The 19,633-nt window shown below is 66.4% G+C and carries 30 protein-coding genes; 29 read left to right on the forward strand and 1 reads right to left on the reverse strand.

Annotated elements, in window-relative coordinates:
• Window positions 1-96 precede the first annotated feature (96 nt).
• From rpsL to N1031_RS12205, 5 genes are all read left to right on the forward strand, one after another.
• Entirely contained in the window at window positions 97-471 is a 375-nt protein-coding gene (rpsL, locus tag N1031_RS12185) for a 30S ribosomal protein S12 (RefSeq protein ID WP_022889720.1), read from the forward strand.
• Complete coding sequence (gene rpsG / locus N1031_RS12190; RefSeq protein ID WP_259479924.1) at window positions 471-941, forward strand: 30S ribosomal protein S7; 471 nt, start codon at window positions 471-473, stop codon at window positions 939-941. Before rpsL ends, rpsG begins: the two co-directional genes overlap by 1 nt.
• A 57-nt stretch (window positions 942-998) precedes the next feature.
• Window positions 999-3,113 (forward strand): elongation factor G, encoded by a 2,115-nt coding sequence (fusA, locus tag N1031_RS12195; protein WP_310795690.1) that lies wholly within the window; start codon window positions 999-1,001, stop codon window positions 3,111-3,113.
• Window positions 3,114-3,225: 112 nt separating this feature from the next.
• Window positions 3,226-4,419, forward strand: a complete 1,194-nt coding sequence (gene tuf / locus N1031_RS12200; protein ID WP_259479925.1) for an elongation factor Tu — start codon at window positions 3,226-3,228, stop codon at window positions 4,417-4,419.
• 69 nt (window positions 4,420-4,488) lie between these two features.
• The gene (locus tag N1031_RS12205; RefSeq protein ID WP_259479926.1) at window positions 4,489-5,457 is read left to right on the forward strand and encodes a DNA topoisomerase IB; all 969 of its coding nucleotides are present in this window, start codon (window positions 4,489-4,491) and stop codon (window positions 5,455-5,457) included.
• Here the strand turns inward: N1031_RS12205 and N1031_RS12210 are convergent.
• The gene (locus tag N1031_RS12210) at window positions 5,448-5,804 is read right to left on the reverse strand and encodes a hypothetical protein (protein ID WP_259479927.1); all 357 of its coding nucleotides are present in this window, start codon (window positions 5,802-5,804) and stop codon (window positions 5,448-5,450) included. The two genes, N1031_RS12205 and N1031_RS12210, sit on opposite strands and share 10 nt — an antisense overlap.
• A 462-nt stretch (window positions 5,805-6,266) precedes the next feature.
• Between N1031_RS12210 and N1031_RS12215 the strand changes: the two genes are divergently transcribed.
• From N1031_RS12215 to N1031_RS12330, 24 genes are all read left to right on the forward strand, one after another.
• On the forward strand, window positions 6,267-6,671 hold the full coding sequence (locus N1031_RS12215; protein ID WP_259479928.1) for a hypothetical protein: 405 nt from the start codon (window positions 6,267-6,269) through the stop codon (window positions 6,669-6,671).
• A gap of 234 nt (window positions 6,672-6,905) precedes the next feature.
• A complete protein-coding gene (locus tag N1031_RS12220) occupies window positions 6,906-7,676 on the forward strand; it encodes a fructosamine kinase family protein (protein WP_259479929.1) in 771 nt (256 codons plus the stop codon).
• A 278-nt stretch (window positions 7,677-7,954) separates the two neighbouring features.
• The gene (gene rpsJ / locus N1031_RS12225; RefSeq protein ID WP_022895514.1) at window positions 7,955-8,263 is read left to right on the forward strand and encodes a 30S ribosomal protein S10; all 309 of its coding nucleotides are present in this window, start codon (window positions 7,955-7,957) and stop codon (window positions 8,261-8,263) included.
• Between the two features lie 24 nt (window positions 8,264-8,287).
• Window positions 8,288-8,944: a 50S ribosomal protein L3 gene (gene rplC, locus N1031_RS12230; RefSeq protein ID WP_259479933.1), complete on the forward strand. Its 657-nt coding sequence runs from the start codon at window positions 8,288-8,290 to the stop codon at window positions 8,942-8,944.
• A 3-nt stretch (window positions 8,945-8,947) separates the two neighbouring features.
• Complete coding sequence (gene rplD / locus N1031_RS12235; protein WP_259479936.1) at window positions 8,948-9,607, forward strand: 50S ribosomal protein L4; 660 nt, start codon at window positions 8,948-8,950, stop codon at window positions 9,605-9,607.
• Window positions 9,604-9,909 (forward strand): 50S ribosomal protein L23, encoded by a 306-nt coding sequence (rplW, locus tag N1031_RS12240; RefSeq protein WP_259479938.1) that lies wholly within the window; start codon window positions 9,604-9,606, stop codon window positions 9,907-9,909. Before rplD ends, rplW begins: the two co-directional genes overlap by 4 nt.
• A gap of 28 nt (window positions 9,910-9,937) precedes the next feature.
• Window positions 9,938-10,777: a 50S ribosomal protein L2 gene (rplB, locus tag N1031_RS12245; RefSeq protein ID WP_259479940.1), complete on the forward strand. Its 840-nt coding sequence runs from the start codon at window positions 9,938-9,940 to the stop codon at window positions 10,775-10,777.
• An 11-nt stretch (window positions 10,778-10,788) separates the two neighbouring features.
• Window positions 10,789-11,070 (forward strand): 30S ribosomal protein S19, encoded by a 282-nt coding sequence (gene rpsS, locus N1031_RS12250; protein ID WP_259479941.1) that lies wholly within the window; start codon window positions 10,789-10,791, stop codon window positions 11,068-11,070.
• Window positions 11,071-11,097: 27 nt separating this feature from the next.
• Window positions 11,098-11,490, forward strand: coding sequence for a 50S ribosomal protein L22 (gene rplV, locus N1031_RS12255; protein WP_259479943.1), 393 nt, complete (start codon window positions 11,098-11,100; stop codon window positions 11,488-11,490).
• On the forward strand, window positions 11,490-12,254 hold the full coding sequence (rpsC, locus tag N1031_RS12260; RefSeq protein WP_259479944.1) for a 30S ribosomal protein S3: 765 nt from the start codon (window positions 11,490-11,492) through the stop codon (window positions 12,252-12,254). Before rplV ends, rpsC begins: the two co-directional genes overlap by 1 nt.
• A 2-nt stretch (window positions 12,255-12,256) precedes the next feature.
• Window positions 12,257-12,676, forward strand: coding sequence for a 50S ribosomal protein L16 (gene rplP / locus N1031_RS12265; protein WP_259479945.1), 420 nt, complete (start codon window positions 12,257-12,259; stop codon window positions 12,674-12,676).
• On the forward strand, window positions 12,676-12,999 hold the full coding sequence (rpmC, locus tag N1031_RS12270; protein ID WP_259479947.1) for a 50S ribosomal protein L29: 324 nt from the start codon (window positions 12,676-12,678) through the stop codon (window positions 12,997-12,999). Before rplP ends, rpmC begins: the two co-directional genes overlap by 1 nt.
• Entirely contained in the window at window positions 12,999-13,322 is a 324-nt protein-coding gene (rpsQ, locus tag N1031_RS12275) for a 30S ribosomal protein S17 (protein WP_259479949.1), read from the forward strand. Before rpmC ends, rpsQ begins: the two co-directional genes overlap by 1 nt.
• Window position 13,323: 1 nt before the next feature.
• Complete coding sequence (rplN, locus tag N1031_RS12280) at window positions 13,324-13,692, forward strand: 50S ribosomal protein L14 (protein ID WP_022897968.1); 369 nt, start codon at window positions 13,324-13,326, stop codon at window positions 13,690-13,692.
• Window positions 13,693-13,695: 3 nt separating this feature from the next.
• A complete protein-coding gene (gene rplX, locus N1031_RS12285; RefSeq protein ID WP_259479953.1) occupies window positions 13,696-14,055 on the forward strand; it encodes a 50S ribosomal protein L24 in 360 nt (119 codons plus the stop codon).
• Entirely contained in the window at window positions 14,055-14,648 is a 594-nt protein-coding gene (rplE, locus tag N1031_RS12290) for a 50S ribosomal protein L5 (protein ID WP_259479955.1), read from the forward strand. The genes rplX and rplE overlap by 1 nt, the downstream gene beginning before the upstream one ends.
• A gap of 75 nt (window positions 14,649-14,723) precedes the next feature.
• Entirely contained in the window at window positions 14,724-15,122 is a 399-nt protein-coding gene (rpsH, locus tag N1031_RS12295; protein ID WP_259479957.1) for a 30S ribosomal protein S8, read from the forward strand.
• A 6-nt stretch (window positions 15,123-15,128) separates the two neighbouring features.
• Window positions 15,129-15,665, forward strand: coding sequence for a 50S ribosomal protein L6 (gene rplF, locus N1031_RS12300; RefSeq protein ID WP_259479959.1), 537 nt, complete (start codon window positions 15,129-15,131; stop codon window positions 15,663-15,665).
• A 2-nt stretch (window positions 15,666-15,667) separates the two neighbouring features.
• On the forward strand, window positions 15,668-16,039 hold the full coding sequence (gene rplR, locus N1031_RS12305; protein ID WP_259479962.1) for a 50S ribosomal protein L18: 372 nt from the start codon (window positions 15,668-15,670) through the stop codon (window positions 16,037-16,039).
• A gap of 26 nt (window positions 16,040-16,065) precedes the next feature.
• A complete protein-coding gene (gene rpsE, locus N1031_RS12310) occupies window positions 16,066-16,728 on the forward strand; it encodes a 30S ribosomal protein S5 (protein WP_259479964.1) in 663 nt (220 codons plus the stop codon).
• Window positions 16,728-16,913 (forward strand): 50S ribosomal protein L30, encoded by a 186-nt coding sequence (gene rpmD, locus N1031_RS12315; RefSeq protein WP_022897975.1) that lies wholly within the window; start codon window positions 16,728-16,730, stop codon window positions 16,911-16,913. The genes rpsE and rpmD overlap by 1 nt, the downstream gene beginning before the upstream one ends.
• The gene (gene rplO, locus N1031_RS12320; RefSeq protein WP_259479966.1) at window positions 16,913-17,566 is read left to right on the forward strand and encodes a 50S ribosomal protein L15; all 654 of its coding nucleotides are present in this window, start codon (window positions 16,913-16,915) and stop codon (window positions 17,564-17,566) included. The genes rpmD and rplO overlap by 1 nt, the downstream gene beginning before the upstream one ends.
• A gap of 132 nt (window positions 17,567-17,698) precedes the next feature.
• Window positions 17,699-19,021 carry a preprotein translocase subunit SecY gene (gene secY / locus N1031_RS12325; protein WP_259479968.1) on the forward strand — a complete coding sequence of 441 codons (1,323 nt, stop codon included), beginning with the start codon at window positions 17,699-17,701 and terminating at the stop codon, window positions 19,019-19,021.
• Window positions 19,018-19,620, forward strand: coding sequence for an adenylate kinase (locus N1031_RS12330; protein ID WP_259479970.1), 603 nt, complete (start codon window positions 19,018-19,020; stop codon window positions 19,618-19,620). Before secY ends, N1031_RS12330 begins: the two co-directional genes overlap by 4 nt.
• Window positions 19,621-19,633: the final 13 nt, after the last annotated feature.

Raw genomic sequence — 19,633 nt, forward strand, 5'->3', positions numbered from 1 at the left:
CCATTTTGTACCGCCGGTGGGTCCAACCGCATCCGACACGCCATCCGGCGTCATGCGAACACTGACACCAAGCGTTACGAAAACAAGGAGCAAGTAGTGCCAACCATTCAGCAGTTGGTCCGTAAGGGTCGCAGCCCCAAGGTCACCAAGACCAAGGCGCCCGCCCTGAAGGCCAACCCCCAGCAGCGCGGCGTGTGCACCCGTGTGTACACCACCACCCCCAAGAAGCCGAACTCCGCGCTTCGCAAGGTCGCCCGCGTCAAGCTGTCGAACGGCACCGAGGTCACCGCCTACATCCCCGGCGAGGGCCACAACCTCCAGGAGCACTCGATGGTGCTCGTGCGCGGCGGGCGTGTGAAAGACCTCCCCGGTGTGCGCTACAAGATCATCCGCGGTGCGCTCGACACGCAGGCCGTGAAGAACCGCAAGCAGGCTCGCAGCCGTTACGGCGCGAAGATGGAGAAGAAGTAATGCCTCGCAAGGGTCCCGCCCCGAAGCGCCCCGTGGTCGCCGACCCGGTCTACGGCGCACAGATCGTCAGCCAGCTCGTCAACAAGATCCTCCTCGACGGCAAGAAGGCCACCGCTGAGCGCATCGTCTACGACGCCCTCGAGGGTGTCGCCGCGAAGAACAGCCAGGATGCCGTCGTCACCCTGAAGAAGGCTCTCGACAACGTGCGTCCCACCCTCGAGGTGCGCAGCCGCCGTGTCGGTGGCTCGACCTACCAGGTGCCGATCGAGGTCAAGCCGCACCGTGCGAACACCCTCGCGCTGCGCTGGCTCACCACCTACGCGAAGGCCCGCCGCGAGAAGACCATGACCGAGCGTCTCACCAACGAGATCCTCGACGCCTCGAACGGCCTCGGTGCCGCGGTCAAGCGCCGCGAAGACACCCACAAGATGGCCGAGTCGAACAAGGCCTTCGCGCACTACCGCTGGTAGCCCCTGCGGCGCGCGGCGCCTCCCGCTCTTTCCCTTTTCTACCTATCGGAGGAATCCGTGGCACAGGACGTGCTCACCGACCTGAACAAGGTCCGCAACATCGGCATCATGGCCCACATCGATGCCGGCAAGACCACCACCACCGAGCGCATCCTGTTCTACACGGGCATCACCCACAAGATCGGTGAGGTCCACGACGGTGCGGCGACGATGGACTGGATGGCGCAGGAGCAGGAGCGTGGCATCACGATCACCTCCGCCGCCACCACCTGCTTCTGGAACAAGAACCAGATCAACATCATCGACACCCCCGGTCACGTCGACTTCACGGTCGAGGTGGAGCGTTCGCTCCGCGTGCTCGACGGTGCGGTCGCGGTGTTCGACGGCAAGGAGGGCGTGGAGCCCCAGTCCGAGACCGTGTGGCGCCAGGCCGACAAGTACAACGTGCCCCGCATCTGCTTCGTCAACAAGATGGACAAGCTGGGCGCCGACTTCTACTTCACGGTCGACACCATCATCAACCGCCTCGGCGCGAAGCCCCTGGTGATCCAGCTCCCGATCGGCGCGGAGTCCTCCTTCGAGGGCGTCGTCGACCTGGTCGAGATGCGTGCGCTCACCTGGCGCGGCGACGCCAAGGGTGACGTGCAGATGGGCGCCAAGTACGAGATCGAGGAGATCCCGGCCGACCTCAAGGAGAAGGCCGAGGAGTACCGCCAGGTGCTGCTCGAGACCGTCGCCGAGAGCGACGACGAGCTGCTCGAGAAGTTCTTCGGCGGTGAGGAGCTCACGGTCGCCGAGATCAAGGGCGCCATCCGCAAGATGACGGTCAACTCGGAGCTCTACCCGGTGCTCTGCGGGTCGGCGTTCAAGAACCGCGGCGTGCAGCCCATGCTCGACGCGGTGGTCGACTACCTGCCGTCGCCGCTCGACGTGCCCGCCACCGAGGGTCACGACATCCGCGACGAAGAGATCATCATCGAGCGCCACCCCGACCCGAAAGACCCGTTCGCGGCTCTCGCGTTCAAGGTCGCGGTGCACCCGTTCTTCGGTCGTCTCACCTACGTGCGCGTCTACTCGGGCCAGCTCGAGTCGGGTGGTCAGGTGATGAACTCCACCAAGGGCAAGAAGGAGCGCATCGGCAAGATCTTCCAGATGCACTCCAACAAGGAGAACCCGGTCGACTCGGTGACCGCCGGTCACATCTACGCGGTCATCGGCCTGAAGGACACCACCACCGGTGACACCCTGTCCGACCCGAACAACCAGGTCGTGCTCGAGTCGATGACCTTCCCGGAGCCCGTGATCGAGGTGGCCATCGAGCCGAAGACCAAGGCCGACCAGGAGAAGCTGGGTGTCGCCATCCAGAAGCTCGCCGAAGAAGACCCCACGTTCCGCACCGAGCAGAACCAGGAGACCGGTCAGACGGTCATCAAGGGCATGGGCGAGCTCCACCTCGACATCCTCGTCGACCGCATGAAGCGCGAGTTCAACGTGGAGGCCAACGTCGGCAAGCCCCAGGTGGCCTACCGCGAGACCATCCGCAAGACCGTCGAGCGCCACGACTACACCCACAAGAAGCAGACCGGTGGTTCCGGTCAGTTCGCGAAGGTGCAGATCGCCATCGAGCCGCTCGAGGTCACCGCCGAGACGGTGTACGAGTTCGAGAACAAGGTCACCGGTGGTCGCGTTCCCCGCGAGTACATCCCCTCGGTCGACGCCGGTATCCAGGATGCGCTGCAGGTCGGTGTGCTCGCCGGGTACCCGATGGTGGGCGTCAAGGCCACCCTCATCGACGGCGCGTACCACGACGTCGACTCCTCGGAGATGGCGTTCAAGATCGCCGGCTCCATGGCGTTCAAGGAGGCTGCCCGCAAGGCCAGCCCCGTGCTGCTCGAGCCGCTCATGGCGGTCGAGGTGCGCACCCCCGAGGAGTACATGGGCGACGTGATCGGCGACCTGAACTCCCGCCGCGGCCAGATCCAGTCGATGGAGGACGCCTCCGGCGTCAAGGTCGTGCGTGCTCACGTTCCGCTGTCGGAGATGTTCGGTTACATCGGTGACCTTCGCTCCAAGACGTCGGGCCGTGCGGTGTACTCGATGACCTTCGAGAGCTACGCCGAGGTCCCGAAGGCTGTGGCCGACGAGATCATCCAGAAGAACAAGGGCGAGTAACTCCCGAGTTCTGCGGGCCTCGTAGGTTCGCGTAACATATCAACACACCCCCGCCTGACTCCGGATGCATCCAGCATCCGGTGTCCGGCATGACAGTCCTGAGGAGGACCAAGTGGCTAAGGCCAAGTTCGAGCGGACCAAGCCGCACGTCAACATCGGAACGATCGGTCACGTCGACCACGGTAAGACCACTCTCACCGCGGCGATCTCGAAGGTTCTGGCGGACAAGTTCCCGTCGGCCACCAACGTGCAGCGCGACTTCGCGTCGATCGACTCCGCTCCTGAGGAGCGTCAGCGCGGCATCACGATCAACATCTCGCACGTCGAGTACGAGACCCCGAAGCGTCACTACGCTCACGTCGACGCCCCCGGTCACGCCGACTACATCAAGAACATGATCACCGGCGCGGCCCAGATGGACGGCGCGATCCTCGTGGTCGCCGCCACCGACGGCCCGATGGCGCAGACCCGTGAGCACGTGCTGCTCGCCAAGCAGGTCGGCGTGCCCTACCTGCTGGTCGCACTCAACAAGGCCGACATGGTCGACGACGAGGAGATCCTGGAGCTCGTCGAGCTCGAGGTCCGCGAGCTGCTCTCGAGCCAGAACTTCGATGGCGACGACGCCCCCGTCGTGCGCGTCTCGGGCCTGAAGGCCCTCGAGGGCGACGAGAAGTGGACCCAGTCCATCCTCGACCTCATGGACGCCGTCGACGAGTCGATCCCCGACCCGGTGCGCGACAAGGACAAGCCCTTCCTCATGCCGATCGAGGACGTCTTCACGATCACCGGTCGTGGAACCGTCGTCACCGGCCGTGCGGAGCGCGGTACCCTCGCCATCAACTCCGAGGTCGAGATCGTCGGCATCCGCCCGACGCAGAAGACCACGGTCACCGGTATCGAGATGTTCCACAAGCAGCTCGACGAGGCCTGGGCCGGCGAGAACTGTGGTCTGCTCCTCCGCGGCACCAAGCGCGAAGACGTCGAGCGCGGCCAGGTCGTCGTGAAGCCCGGTTCGGTCACCCCGCACACCGAGTTCGAGGGCACCGCGTACATCCTGTCGAAGGACGAGGGTGGCCGCCACAACCCCTTCTACACGAACTACCGTCCGCAGTTCTACTTCCGCACCACCGACGTCACCGGCGTCATCACGCTGCCCGAGGGCACCGAGATGGTCATGCCCGGCGACACCACCGACATCTCGGTCTCGCTGATCCAGCCGATCGCGATGGAGGAGGGCCTCGGCTTCGCCATCCGTGAGGGTGGCCGCACCGTGGGTGCCGGTACCGTCACCAAGATCCTCAAGTAACACCGCTTCACCGAAAGGGCCGCACCTCAGGGTGCGGCCCTTTCGTCGTGTTCGGGGTTAGATCGAAGGATGCCACGTCTTCGCCGCTCGGACTCCTCGGGTCGCGGCATCCGCCGCCTCAGAGCCGGAACAGGATTCACCTATCGGAGCGACGACGGCGACACCGTCCGTGACCCGGAGCTGCGGGCGCGCATCGAGCATCTCGCCATCCCGCCCGCCTGGACCGATGTGTGGATCGCTCCCTACGCCAACGGGCACATCCAGGCCACGGGTATCGACGGCGCCGGCCGCCGCCAGTACATCTACCATCCGACCTGGCGCGAACAGAAGGATCGCATCAAGTTCGACCGCTCGCTCGCGCTGGCCGAGTCGTTGCCTGTGGCGCGCCGGCTCGTCACGATCGATCTCCGCCGGGAGGGGTACCCGCGGGAGCGTGCCCTGGCGGCGGGTTTCCGGATGCTCGACACCGGCTCCCTGAGGGTCGGCAACGAGCGCTACGCCGAGCAGCACGGCAGCTACGGACTCACCAGCCTGCTGGGGGAGCACGCGCACGTCTCAGGCGAGGTCGTGGCGCTGGAGTTCCCCGCCAAGAGCGGGGAGGAGTGGTCGTCCGAGATCCACGATGCCGACCTCGCGCACGTGGTGCGCAGCCTCAAGCGCCGCGGCCCGCAGGCGCGCCTGCTGGCCTGGAAGAGCGGGGCGCGCTGGCACCCGGTCGATCCGGCCGAGATCAATGACTACGTGCGCGAGCGCACCGGCGGCCAGTTCACCGCGAAGGACTTCCGTACCCTCCACGGCACCCTCGCAGCCGCCGTGAGCCTGGCGCGCCGCGGACCGGAGATGACCAAGACGGCCCGCACCCGCGCTCTCGCCCAGGCGATGCGCGACGCCGCAGTCGTGCTGGGCAACACGCCGGCCATCGCGAAGAAGAGCTATGTCGACCCCCGGCTGATCGACCACTACACCGCGGGCGCTACCATCGACCCGTCCCGCCTCGACTCCGCCGAGTCGGAACTCCGGGCCCTCCTCTACTCCTGAGCCGACCCGGCGGCAACCCACTCGACGACCGCGCCGTCGTGCACGAACTCGAGGTCGACGAGGGCGCCCGTCTCCTCGAGCATCCCGTTCACCGTGAGGCTCCCGTCGACCAGCTGCGCCTCCGAGATGCTGAAGCGGCCGGAAGCCGCCACTGCCTGCGGGAGCCACGCCCCGGAGGGATGGAGCCAGAAGCCGAGACGCTCGACCCCGTAGAGGCGCACGACGGCCACGCCCTCGAACCGCGTTGTGCGTTCCCCGCGCTCCAGGCGCACGACGGCCGTGGCACCGTGGCGGCGGATATCGACCAGGCAGGCTCCGTAGAGCGTGTTCCAGAGCGCCGGATTCATGATGATGAGCAATCCACGACTACGAGTGACCCACGGTGAGGCCGTGAAGTCAAGACTTGTTTTGGTGGGGGAGGGGCGCACAATAGGGGCAATCGTTCTTACGGGAGGCCCGCCGCCAGGCGCTGCGAACAGAGCCAGGCCGTGAGCGACCGGCGTATTTTGACGACTGGGCCCCGGGTCTCCCGTGAGAGCGTTCTGGCCGACAGGCTGTCCACGAGTACGTGAGTGAGCGCACGGGCGGAGGGCTCGCAGCCGAAGACTTCCACACCCTGCACGGCACGGCCGCGGCCGCAGTGAGCCTCCCCCACAGCGGCCCGCAGCCCACCAAAACCCGTCAGGAGCGACGATCGACGCCTCGAAGCTCGGCCAAGTCGGTGGTGCGCGTGCTCCGCAGAAATCCAGCTTTCACGTGCGTCCGCCAGGAAACACCAAGGGCGAGGATTGCTCGTGTATGATGCGTCTGTGACCCATTCGGATCCAGCGACGGCGTGGAGACTGGTTGCAGAAGCACGCCGCAATGCAAGGCAGCATCGGCACGTCGCAGCGCGGCGGTCCTACGAGCACGCGATCGACAGGTTCCGGGCAATCGACGATCGCTTCTCGGTGGCTGCGCTTTCCCTCGAGCTTGCATCGGCGATATCGGACGAGGACTCCGATGCTGCACTCTGGCTCATCATGCAGGCGGTAGAAGCCGTCGTGGGCGCTGGCGGTGGCTACGCGACGATCGAGGCGGCCATTCCGCTGCAGGAACGCATCCTGGCTCGTATCGATGACGAGTCGGCCGCCGCAGTGCGGGCAGAAACGGATGCGCTTCTGACAGATTACGGGACGGAGAACCCGCGCAGTCCTGCCGGCTCCTCTGGCTAAGACGATGGCTGCATTGTGATGTCGGAGAGCAGGGGGCAATCGTTCTTACGGGAGGCCCGCCGCCAGGCGCTGCGAACAGAGCCAGGCCGTGAGCGACCGGCGTATTTTGACGACTGGGCCCCGGGTCTCCCGTGAGAGCGTTCTGTGTCCCGTGAGAGATCTCTGGCCGAACAGGCCTCCAGGTTGTTCGTTGCCCGACACGAGGCCGAAACCTGATGCGCCTAGCGTGGAACCGTGTTCACCAAGCTCGACCCCTCTGCGCCGGACGGCTTCTTCGAGGCCGAGGCAGCAGGACTCGCCTGGCTGGCCGAGGCGGGTGGCGCGCGCTGTGTGAAGGTGGAGCGGGTCGGGCCCGACCGGATCGACTTGGAAGAGCTGACGAGCGCGCGGCCGAGTCGCGAGGCGGCACGCCGATTCGGGGAGCTGCTCGCCGTGACGCACCGCGCGGGTGCGCCCGCCTTCGGCTCGCCTCCTGCAGGGTGGGAAGGCCCTAGCTTCATCGGCCGCCGCGAGATGTCCGTGCGCGAGCACGAGCAATGGAGTGACTTCTATGTGCTCGAACGGGTGATGCCTTACGCCGAACAAGCGGTGGGAAGAGGCAACCTCACGGCCGAGGGCTATCGCACGGTCGCCCGGGCGTGCGACCTCATCCGCTCCGGCATCTTCGACGACGGCGAACCGCCGGCGCGCGTGCACGGGGACCTGTGGTCGGGCAACGTGATGTGGACGCAGACCGGGGTCGTGCTGATCGATCCGGCAGCCCACGGGGGCCATCGCGAGACCGATCTGGCCATGCTCGTGCTCTTCGGGGCGCCCTTCGTCGACGACATCCTCGCGGGCTACGACAAGGCCGCTCCGCTGGCTCCAGGATGGGCGGGACGGGTGCCGATGCACCAGCTCTTCCCGCTCGCGGTGCACGCCGTGGGGCACGGACCGTCGTACGGGATCGAGCTCGAGAGGGCGGCGTCGGCGGTCCTCCGATTCGGGGCGGGATCGGCGTCCTGATGCGCGACACGCCCGGGTTGCAAGTACCGCCGGGATGTGGCAAACTCTTCTAGTTCAACATTTCGGGCCGCTCTGCGTGCCTGGATCACTGTCTTGGCAGTGCATAGCCCGGTGAGGTCATCCTCCGAGTCGGTTAGGCCGCAGACAGCAGAACACAGCTTAATCGCACCCCACACCTTCTTCGGGAGAGTCGTGCGTGTGCGTGCTTGAAAGCAGAACAGCGGTGCGTCCGATGCAGTCGAGGCTGTATGACGCGTAAGAAAGAGAGAGAGTCACACATGGCGGGACAGAAGATCCGCATTCGACTTAAGTCGTATGACCACGAGGTCATCGACACCTCGGCACGCAAGATCGTCGACACGGTCACGCGCGCAGGAGCCACCGTCGTCGGCCCCGTGCCGCTCCCGACGGAGAAGAACGTGGTCGCCGTGATCCGTTCGCCTCACAAGTACAAGGACAGCCGCGAGCACTTCGAGATGCGCACCCACAAGCGCCTCATCGACATCATCGACCCGACGCCCAAGGCCGTCGACTCGCTGATGCGCCTCGACCTCCCGGCCGACGTCAACATCGAGATCAAGCTCTGAGCGCGGAAGGACCAGGACTAAGCAATGGCTACCACCGCTAAGACCTCCAAGGGCCTGCTCGGCAAGAAGCTCGGCATGACCCAGGTGTGGGACGAGAACAACCGTCTCATCCCGGTCACCGTCGTCGAGGTCACCCCCAACGTCGTCACCCAGATCCGCACCCCGGAGAAGGACGGCTACTCGGCCGTCCAGATCGCCGCAGGCCAGATCGACCCGCGCAAGGTCAACCAGCCGGCCACCGGCCACTTCGCCGCCGCGGGTGTCACCCCCCGTCGCCACCTCACCGAGATCCGCACCGCGGATGCGGCCGACTACACCGTCGGCCAGGAGCTCACCGCCGAGGGCGTCTTCGAAGCCGGCCAGAAGGTCGACGTCGTGGGCACCTCGAAGGGCAAGGGCTTCGCCGGTGTGATGAAGCGCCACAACTTCAAGGGCGTCTCCGCTTCGCACGGTGCGCACCGCAACCACCGCAAGCCCGGTTCCATCGGCGCCTCCTCGACCCCCAGCCGCGTGTTCAAAGGCATGCGCATGGCCGGCCGTATGGGCGGCGAGCGCGTGACCGTGCTCAACCTCGTCATCCACTCGGTCGACGCCGAGAAGGGTCTCCTGCTGGTCAAGGGCGCCGTGCCCGGCGCCAAGGGCCGTCTCGTCTTCGTCCGCAACGCAGTGAAGGGGGCGTAGTTCATGGCTACCGCAACCACCAAGGTCGACGTCCTCGGCCTCTCGGGCAAGTCGGCCGGCTCGGTCGAGCTGCCCGCCGAGATCTTCGACGTGCAGACCAACATCCCGCTCATCCACCAGGTCGTCGTCGCGCAGCTCGCCGCCGCCCGCCAGGGAACCCACAAGACCAAGCGTCGCGGTGAGGTCTCCGGTGCCGGCCGCAAGCCGTTCAAGCAGAAGGGAACCGGTCGCGCTCGTCAGGGCTCGATCCGTGCTCCTCAGATGACCGGTGGTGGCATCGTCCACGGTCCCGTGCCCCGCGACTACGCGCAGCGCACCCCCAAGAAGATGATCGCTGCCGCTCTCCTCGGTGCACTGTCCGACCGCGCTCGCGGCGGCCGCGTGCACGTCGTCGAGTCGCTCGTCGCGGGCGAGGCCCCGTCGACCAAGGCCGTGAACGAGTTCCTCGCCACCGTCGCCACCTCGAAGAACTTCCTCGTGGTCGTCGAGCGCGACGACGAGGCGGGCTACAAGAGCGTGCGCAACATCCCGAGCGTGCACGTGCTCCCCGCCGACCAGCTCAACGCCTACGACGTCCTCGTCTCCGACGACATCGTCTTCACCAAGGGCTCCTTCGACACCTTCGTCGCGTCGAAGACCAAGAAGGAAGAGGTTTCCGCATGAGCAACGCAGCCTTCAACAAGGACCCGCGCGACATCATCCTCGCCCCGGTCGTCTCCGAGAAGAGCTACGGCCTGATCGACGAGGGCAAGTACACCTTCATCGTCGACCCGCGCTCGAACAAGACCGAGATCAAGCTCGCCATCGAGAAGATCTTCAAGGTCGAGGTCGCCTCGATCAACACGCTGAACCGTCAGGGCAAGACCCGTCGCACCCGCTTCGGGCAGGGCAAGCGCAAGGACACCAAGCGCGCGATCGTCACCCTCAAGTCCGGCTCCATCGACATCTTCACGGCCGTCGGCTAGTAGGCACGGAAGCTAGAGGAATAAAGACATGGCTATTCGCAAGTACAAGCCCACGACTCCGGGTCGCCGCGGTTCATCCGTCGCCGACTTCGCCGAGATCACCCGCTCGACCCCCGAGAAGTCGCTGCTGCGCCCGCTCGCCAAGACCGGCGGCCGCAACAACCAGGGCCGCATCACGACCCGTCACATCGGTGGTGGCCACAAGCGCCAGTACCGCGTGATCGACTTCCGTCGCAACGACAAGGACGGCGTGAACGCCAAGGTCGCTCACATCGAGTACGACCCCAACCGCACCGCCCGCATCGCGCTGCTGCACTTCGTCGACGGCACGAAGCGCTACATCCTGGCCCCGAACAAGCTCGCCCAGGGCGACATCGTGGAGTCGGGCGCCGGCGCCGACATCAAGCCCGGCAACAACCTGCCGCTGCGCAACATCCCCACCGGTACCGTCATCCACGCGATCGAGCTGAAGCCGGGCGGGGGCGCCAAGATGGCCCGGTCCGCCGGCACCTCGGTGCGCCTCGTGGCGAAGGACGGCCCCTACGCGCAGCTGCGTCTGCCGTCGGGTGAGATCCGCAACGTCGACGCCCGCTGCCGCGCCACCATCGGCGAGGTCGGCAACGCCGAGCAGTCCAACATCAACTGGGGCAAGGCCGGCCGCAGCCGCTGGAAGGGCATCCGCCCGACCGTGCGTGGTGTCGCCATGAACCCGGTCGATCACCCGCACGGTGGTGGTGAGGGCAAGACCTCCGGTGGTCGTCACCCCGTCAGCCCCTGGGGTCAGGCCGAGGGCCGTACCCGCCACCCCAACAAGGAAAGCGACAAGCTCATCGTGCGTCGTCGGACCGTCGGCAAGAAGCGCAAGTAGGAGTCTAGAAAATGCCACGCAGTCTCAAAAAGGGCCCCTTCGTCGACGACCACCTGTACCGCAAGGTCGTCGCGCAGAACGAGGCCGGTTCGAAGAACGTCATCAAGACCTGGTCGCGTCGCTCGATGATCATCCCGGACTTCCTGGGTCACACGATCGCCGTGCACGACGGCCGCAAGCACATCCCGGTGTTCATCACCGAGACCATGGTGGGTCACAAGCTGGGCGAGTTCGCCCCGACCCGCACCTTCCGTGGACACGTGAAGGACGACAAGAAGGGCCGTCGCCGCTAACCGCGGTGACGTGAAGGAGGAAGAGAAATGGTGGAGTCGATCGCCCGCGTGCGACACATCCGCGTCACCCCCCAGAAGGCCCGTCGCGTCGTCAACCTCATCCGCGGCCGCCAGGCCGTCGAGGCGCTCGCCATCCTGAAGTTCGCCCCGCAGGGCGCTTCGGAGCCCGTGTACAAGCTGGTCGCCTCGGCGATCGCCAACGCCCGGGTCAAGGCCGACGCCTCGAACGAGTACCTCGACGAGCAGGACCTGTTCGTCGCCAAGGCGTTCGTCGACGAGGGCACCACGCTCAAGCGCTTCCAGCCCCGTGCTCAGGGACGCGCGTTCCGCATCAACAAGCGCACCAGCCACATCACCATCGTCCTGGCCACGCCGGACGAAGCCGATGTCGCCGCCGCGAGCAAGAAGGCGAGCAAGTAATGGGCCAGAAAGTCAATCCGTACGGCTTCCGTCTCGGCATCACCACCGACCATGTGTCGCGCTGGTTCTCCGACAGCACGAAGAAGGGCCAGCGTTACAGCGACTACCTCGCTGAGGACGTGAAGATCCGCAACCTACTGAAGACCTCGCTCGACCGCGCCGGCGTGGCCAAGATCGAGATCGAGCGCACCCGCGACCGCGTCCGCGTCGACATCCACACCGCCCGCCCGGGCATCGTGATCGGCCGCCGCGGCGCCGAGGCCGAGCGCATCCGCGCCGACCTCGAGAAGCTCACCGGCAAGCAGATCCAGTTGAACATCCTCGAGGTGAAGAACCCCGAGGCCGAGGCTCAGCTCGTGGCGCAGGGCATCGCCGAGCAGCTCACCGCCCGCGTGGCCTTCCGTCGCGCGATGCGCAAGGGTCTGCAGGGCGCGCAGCGCGCCGGCGCCAAGGGTGTCCGCATCCAGGTGTCGGGCCGTCTCGGCGGCGCCGAGATGAGCCGCTCGGAGTTCTACCGCGAGGGCCGCGTGCCCCTGCACACCCTCCGCGCCAACATCGACTACGGCTTCTACGAGGCCAAGACGACGTTCGGCCGCATCGGTGTGAAGGTGTGGATCTACAAGGGCGACATCACCAACAAGGAGCTCGCTCGCGAGCAGGCCAACCAGAAGTCCTCGCGCCCCGAGCGCGGCGACCGCGACCGTCCGCGCCGTAACTCCGCCCCCAAGGCGGACGCACCGGTCGCAGCAGGAGTTGAGGCGTAATCATGCTTATCCCCCGTCGAGTCAAGCACCGCAAGCAGCACCACCCCGGCCGTAGTGGCCAGGCCACCGGCGGCACCACGGTGAACTTCGGTGAGTACGGCATCCAGGCCCTCACCCCCGCCTACGTGACCAACCGTCAGATCGAGTCCGCTCGTATCGCCATGACCCGTCACATCAAGCGTGGCGGAAAGGTGTGGATCAACATCTACCCCGACCGTCCGCTCACGAAGAAGCCGGCCGAGACCCGCATGGGTTCCGGTAAGGGTTCGCCCGAGTGGTGGGTCGCCAACGTCAAGCCGGGCCGTGTGCTCTTCGAGCTGAGCGGGGTCAACGAGACCATCGCTCGCGAGGCACTCACCCGTGCAATCCACAAGCTGCCCCTGAAGGCACGCATCATCAAGCGCGAGGAGGGCGACGCGTAATGGCGATCGGATCCAAGGAGCTCGCCCCGGCAGAGCTCGACACTTTTGAAGACTCCCGTCTCATCGAGGAGCTTCGCAAGGCCAAGGAAGAGCTGTTCAACCTGCGCTTCCAGTCGGCGACCGGCCAGCTCGAGAGCCACGGCCGTCTCCGTGCCGTCAAGCGCGACATCTCGCGCATCTACACCGTCATCCGCGAGCGGGAGCTCGGCATCCGTGCCACCCCCGCCCCCGTCGAGGCCCCGGCCAAGGCGACCAAGAAGTCCAAGAAGGCTGCTGAGGCTGACGCCCCGGCCGTCGCCGAGACCGAGGAGGCCAGCAAGTAATGGCTAAGACCGAAGAGAAGGTCGCGGAAGCCGGACACGAGTCGGCCGCCCACGACGTGAAGGACGCGGGAGCCCGTGGCTACCGTAAGACCCGCCGCGGCTACGTGGTGAGCGACAAGATGGAGAAGACCATCGTCGTCGAGGTCGAGGACCGCGTGAAGCACCCGCTGTACGGCAAGGTCATCCGCCGCACCTCCAAGGTGAAGGCGCACGACGAGGCCGGCAGCGCCGGCATCGGCGACCTGGTCGTCATCAGCGAGACCCGTCCGCTCAGCGCTACCAAGCGCTGGCGCCTGGTCGAGATCCTGGAGAAGGCGAAGTAACATGCTGCAGCAAGAATCCCGAGTCAAGGTCGCCGACAACACCGGCGCCAAGGAGCTCCTGACGATTCGTGTGCTCGGTGGCTCCGGCCGTCGCTACGCAGGTCTCGGCGACGTCATCGTCGCGACCGTCAAGGACGCCATCCCCGGCGGAAACGTCAAGAAGGGCGACGTGGTCAAGGCCGTCATCGTCCGCACCGTCAAGCAGACCCGTCGTCCCGACGGCTCCTACATCAAGTTCGACGAGAACGCCGCGGTGATCCTGAAGAACGACGGAGACCCCCGTGGTACCCGTATCTTCGGCCCGGTCGGCCGTGAGCTCCGTGACAAGAAGTTCATGAAGATCATCTCGCTGGCACCGGAGGTCATCTAAACCATGGCAAACATCAAGAAGGGCGACCTGGTCCAGGTCATCTCGGGCGCCACCCAGGCCCGCGGCGGAGACCGCGGCAAGCAGGGTCGCGTGATCGAGGTGCTCGTCGAGCAGGACCGCGTGGTCGTCGAGGGCGTGAACTTCGTCACCAAGCACGTGCGCGTGGGCCAGACCCAGCGCGGCACGAAGACCGGTGGCATCGAGACCGTCGAGGCCCCCATCCACGTCTCCAACGTCGCGATCGTCGACCCCGAGACCAAGAAGCCGACCCGCGTCGGCCACCGCACCGAAGAAGTCACGAAGGACGGCGTCACCAAGACGGTCCGCGTTCGTTACGCGAAGAAGTCAGGAAAAGACCTCTGATGAGCATCGACACTGCCGCGCCGGCTGGCAAGATCCAGCCGCGCCTGAAGCAGAAGTACCGCAACGAGATCGTCGACTCCCTCACCAAGGAGTTCGGGTTCACGAACGTGCACCAGGTGCCCGGCCTCGTGAAGGTCGTCGTGAACACCGGCGTCGGCGAGGCCGCGCGCGACGGCAAGGTCATCGACGGTGCGGTCAAGGACCTCACCGCGATCACCGGCCAGAAGCCGCAGGTCACCAAGGCCCGCAAGTCCATCGCGCAGTTCAAGCTGCGCGAGGGCCAGCCCATCGGCGCCCACGTCACCCTCCGTGGTGACCGCGCCTGGGAGTTCCTCGACCGCCTGCTCTCGCTGGCGCTTCCCCGCATCCGCGACTTCCGCGGCCTCTCGGACAAGCAGTTCGACGGCCGTGGCAACTACACCTTCGGTCTCACCGAGCAGTCGGTCTTCCACGAGATCGACCAGGACAAGATCGACCGCGTGCGTGGTTTCGACATCACCGTCGTGACCACCGCGAAGACCGACGACGAGGGTCGTGCGCTGCTCAAGGCGCTCGGCTTCCCGTTCAAGTCGGGCGACAGCACCACCAACTAGCACCACCCATCCACGACGACCCAGGTCGGCATCCTCGTAAAGGGTGTCGAAACCAGGCGCGAAAGGCACACCACCATGACAATGACAGATCCGGTCGCAGACATGCTGACCCGTCTGCGCAACGCGAACTCGGCGCACCACGACACCGTGTCGATGCCGCACTCGAAGCTCAAGGGCCACATCGCCGAGATCCTCAAGACCGAGGGCTACATCTCCGGCTGGGAGGTCAGCGACGCCCGCGTCGGCCAGACCCTCACGCTGAACCTCAAGTTCGGCCCCAACCGCGAGCGTTCCATCGCCGGTATCAAGCGCGTCTCCAAGCCCGGACTCCGCGTCTACGCGAAGTCGACCGAGATCCCCACGGTTCTCGGCGGGCTCGGCGTCGCCATCCTGTCCACCTCCTCGGGGCTCCTCACGGACCGTCAGGCGAGCAAGAAGGGCGTGGGTGGGGAAGTCCTCGCCTACGTGTGGTAACCGACAATGTCACGAATCGGACGTCTCCCCATCGACATCCCTGCCGGCGTGACCGTCACCATCGACGGCCAGCAGGTGCAGGTCAAGGGCCCGAAGGGTGAGCTCGCGCTCACCATCGCGACCCCCATCGCCGCCTCCATCGAGGAGAACCAGGTGCTGGTCACCCGCCCCGACGACGAGCGCACCTCGCGTTCGCTGCACGGGCTCACCCGCACCCTCATCGCGAACCAGATCATCGGTGTGACCCAGGGCTACTCCAAGAGCCTCGAGGTCGTGGGCACCGGTTACCGCGTGGCTGCCAAGGGCACCGGCGTCGAGTTCGCCCTCGGCTTCTCGCACCCCGTCGCCGTCGAGCCCCCCGCGGGCATCACGTTCACCGTCGAGGGCAACAACAAGCTCACGGTCAACGGCATCGACAAGCAGGCCGTCGGTGAGGTTGCCGCCAACATTCGCAAGCTGCGCAAGCCCGAGCCCTACAAGGGCAAGGGTGTGCGGTACGCCGGCGAGGTCGTTCGCCGCAAGGCCGGAAAGAGTGGTAAGTAACCATGGCTACTGTCACAAGAGGAAAGTCGAAGTCCGCCGCCCGCGACCGCCGGCACGCGCGACTCCGCAAGAAGGTCGAGGGCACCGCAGCGCGCCCCCGCCTGGTCGTCACCCGTTCGGCCCGCCACGTCTTCGTGCAGGTCGTCGACGACAGCAAGGGTCACACCCTCGCGTCGGCGTCGACCCTCGAGGCCGACCTGCGCGCCTTCGACGGCGACAAGACCGCCAAGGCCAAGAAGGTCGGTGAGCTGGTCGCTGAGCGCGCCAAGTCGGCCGGCATCGAGGCCGTCGTGTTCGACCGCGGCGGCAACCGCTACGCCGGTCGCGTCGCGGCCATCGCCGACGGAGCCCGGGAAGGCGGTCTGAGCCTGTGAGCACCGACAACAACAAGGAGCAGGACGTGGCAGCAGTCACCGAGACGCCCGTCGAGACCGCCGCGTCTTCGGGCTCGAACCAGAGCGAGCCGCGTGAGGCCCGTCGGGGTGGTCGCGAGCGCAACCCCAACCGCGACCGCGGCAGCCGCGACGCCGAGAAGAGCCAGTTCCTCGAGCGCGTCGTGACCATCAACCGTGTCTCGAAGGTCGTGAAGGGTGGTCGTCGCTTCAGCTTCACCGCTCTCGTGGTCGTCGGCGACGGCAACGGCCTGGTGGGTGTCGGCTACGGCAAGGCCCGCGAGGTTCCGACCGCGATCTCCAAGGGTGTCGAGGAGGCCAAGAAGAACTTCTTCCGCGTGCCTCGCGTCGGCAACACCATCCCTCACCCGGTGCAGGGTGAGGCGGCCGCCGGTGTGGTGCTCCTGCGCCCCGCCGCCGCCGGTACCGGTGTTATCGCCGGTGGGCCGGTGCGCGCCGTCCTCGAGTGCGCCGGCATCCACGACATCCTCTCGAAGTCGCTCGGCTCGTCGAACACGATCAACATCGTGCACGCGACCGTCGAGGCGCTGCAGCAGCTCGAAGAGCCGCGTGCCGTCGCCGCCCGTCGTGGGCTCGACTTCGACGAGGTCGCCCCGGCCCGCCTCGTGCGTGCCGAGGCCGACGCCCTCGCAGCGAAGGCAGGTGCATGATGGCCACCAGTCTCAAGGTGACCCAGATCAAGTCCAAGATCAGCGAGAAGCAGAACCAGCGTGACACGCTGCGCAGCCTCGGACTGAAGCGCATCGGCGACGTCGTCGTGCGTGAAGACAACGCCCAGAACCGCGGGTACGTGCGCACCGTCGCACACCTGGTGAAGGTCGAGGAGATTGACTAATGGCTGAAGAGAAAGCCAACGAGACCGCGAAGGCGGCTCCGAAGAAGGCTGCGGCCCCTAAGGCCGCCGCTGCCAAGGCGCCCGCTGCCGCGAAGGCCGCCGCTGAGAAGCCGGCCGCCGAGAAGCCCGCCAAGGCTCCGGCCAAGGCCAAGGCGCCTGCCGCATCCGCCGCCACCGCGAAGGCCGAGCCGGCCGCCGAGGTCGCCGGTTCGGGTGAGCACGTGCTGAAGGTGCACCACCTCCGTCCCGCCCCCGGGGCCAAGAAGGCGCGCACCCGCGTCGGCCGTGGTGAGGGCTCGAAGGGTAAGACCGCCGGCCGTGGTACCAAGGGCACGAAGGCCCGTTACCAGGTCAAGGTCGGCTTCGAGGGTGGCCAGATGCCGCTGCACATGCGTACGCCGAAGCTGCGCGGGTTCAAGAACCCGTTCCGCGTCGAGTACCAGGTGGTCAACCTCGCCAAGCTCGCCGAGCTCTACCCGACCGGTGGCGACGTCACCGTGAGCGACCTCGTCGCCAAGGGTGCGGTGCGCAAGAACGAGAAGGTCAAGGTTCTCGGCGAGGGCGACATCGCTGTGAAGCTGACCGTCGCGGTCGACAAGGTCTCCGGCTCCGCCGAGCAGAAGATCGTCGCCGCGGGTGGTTCCGTCAAGTAAGCAGTACTCAGCCGGTGGCCCGATTCGAAGCCCGTACACAGTCGCCTCATCAGAATGAGGTAGCCTGTCGAGGCCACGAATCGGGTCACCGGCATTCTTGGCATTGAGCCACACGAACGCAGGAGGCCCTTTTTGTTCAAAGCCGTCGCGCGGATCTTCCGCACTCCGGATCTCCGTAGGAAGATCGGCTTCACGCTCGGCATCGTCGCGCTGTTCCGACTGGGATCGTTCATCCCCGCGCCGTTCGTCGACTTCGGTAACGTGCAGACCTGTCTGGCCGCCAACCAGGGCACCTCGGGCCTCTACGAGCTCGTCAACCTCTTCTCGGGTGGCGCGCTCCTCCAGCTGTCCATCTTCGCGCTGGGCATCATGCCGTACATCACGGCCTCGATCATCGTGCAGCTGCTGCGCGTGGTCATCCCCCACTTCGAGACCCTCTACAAAGAGGGCCAGGCCGGCCAGAGCCGCCTGACGCAGTACACCCGCTACCTCACCATCGCGCTGGGCGTGCTGCAGTCCACCACCCTCATCACGGTGGCCCGCTCGGGTGCGCTCTTCGGCACCTCCACCGTGGCCGAGTGCGGCCAGCTCATCACCAACGACGCCTGGTACGCCATCCTGCTCATGGTCATCACCATGACGGCCGGCACCGGCGTCATCATGTGGATGGGTGAGCTCATCACCGAGCGCGGCATCGGCAACGGCATGTCGCTGCTCATCTTCACCTCGATCGCCTCCACCTTCCCGTCGTCGCTGTGGCTCATCGCCGAGACCCAGAGCTTCGAGACCTTCCTGCTGGTCTTGGCCGTCGGAATCGTGGTGGTCGCCCTCGTGGTGTTCGTCGAGCTCTCGCAACGCCGCATCCCGGTGCAGTACGCCAAGCGTGTCGTCGGCCGGCGCACCTATGGCGGCAACAACACCTACATCCCGATCAAGGTGAACATGGCGGGTGTGGTGCCGGTCATCTTCGCGTCGTCGCTGCTGTACCTGCCGGCGCTGATCGCCCAGTTCAACCAGCCGCAGGCCGGGCAGGAGCCCGCCGGCTGGGTCACCTGGATCAACAACTACCTCGTGCGCGGCGACCACCCGCTCTACATGCTGCTGTACTTCCTGCTCATCGTGGGCTTCACCTACTTCTACGTGGCTATCACGTTCAACCCCGAAGAGGTCGCCGACAACATGAAGAAGTTCGGCGGGTTCATCCCCGGCATCCGTGCCGGGCGCCCGACCGCGGAGTACCTCGACTACGTGCTGACCCGCATCACCCTGCCGGGTTCGATCTATCTCGGTCTCATCGCCCTGCTGCCGCTCATCGCGCTGGTGGCGGTGGGTGCGAACCAGAACTTCCCGTTCGGTGGCGCCTCCATCCTCATCATCGTGGGTGTCGGCCTCGAGACGGTGAAGCAGATCGACTCGCAGCTGCAGCAGCGGCACTACGAAGGGCTTCTCCGATGAGCGACGGTGCACCCGACACCTCTTCCACCGGCCTGCGACTCCTGCTGGTCGGCCCTCCCGGCGCCGGCAAGGGCACCCAGGCGACTCGTCTGTCGGCCAGCTACGGCATCCCGGCCGTCTCCACCGGAGACATCTTCCGCGAGAACGTGAAGAACGGCACCGAGCTCGGCGTGAAGGCCAAGGGCTACATGGATGCGGGCCAGTACGTGCCCGACGAGCTCACCAACGACCTCGTGCGCGACCGGCTCTCTCAGCCCGACGTCGCCGACGGCTTCCTGCTCGACGGCTACCCGCGCACGCTGCAGCAGGTGGAGGAGCTCGACGGGATGCTCGGGGTCGACGGGCTCTCGCTCGACGCGGTCGTCGTGCTCACCGCCGACACCGACGAGGTGGTGCGCCGCCTGCTCGGCCGCGCCGCCGAGCAGGGCCGAAGCGACGACACCGAAGAGGTCATCCGCAAGCGCCTCGACGTGTACGCCGAGCAGACCGCGCCGCTCATCCAGGTGTACGCGAGCCGCGACCTGGTGGTGGAGGTCGACGGCCTCGGCGAGATCGACGAGGTCACCGGGCGCATCGTCGCCGCTCTCGCCGCCCTGTGACGGGGGTTCCCGC

Source organism: Herbiconiux moechotypicola (genome assembly GCF_024979255.1).
Classification (GTDB): domain Bacteria; phylum Actinomycetota; class Actinomycetes; order Actinomycetales; family Microbacteriaceae; genus Herbiconiux; species Herbiconiux moechotypicola.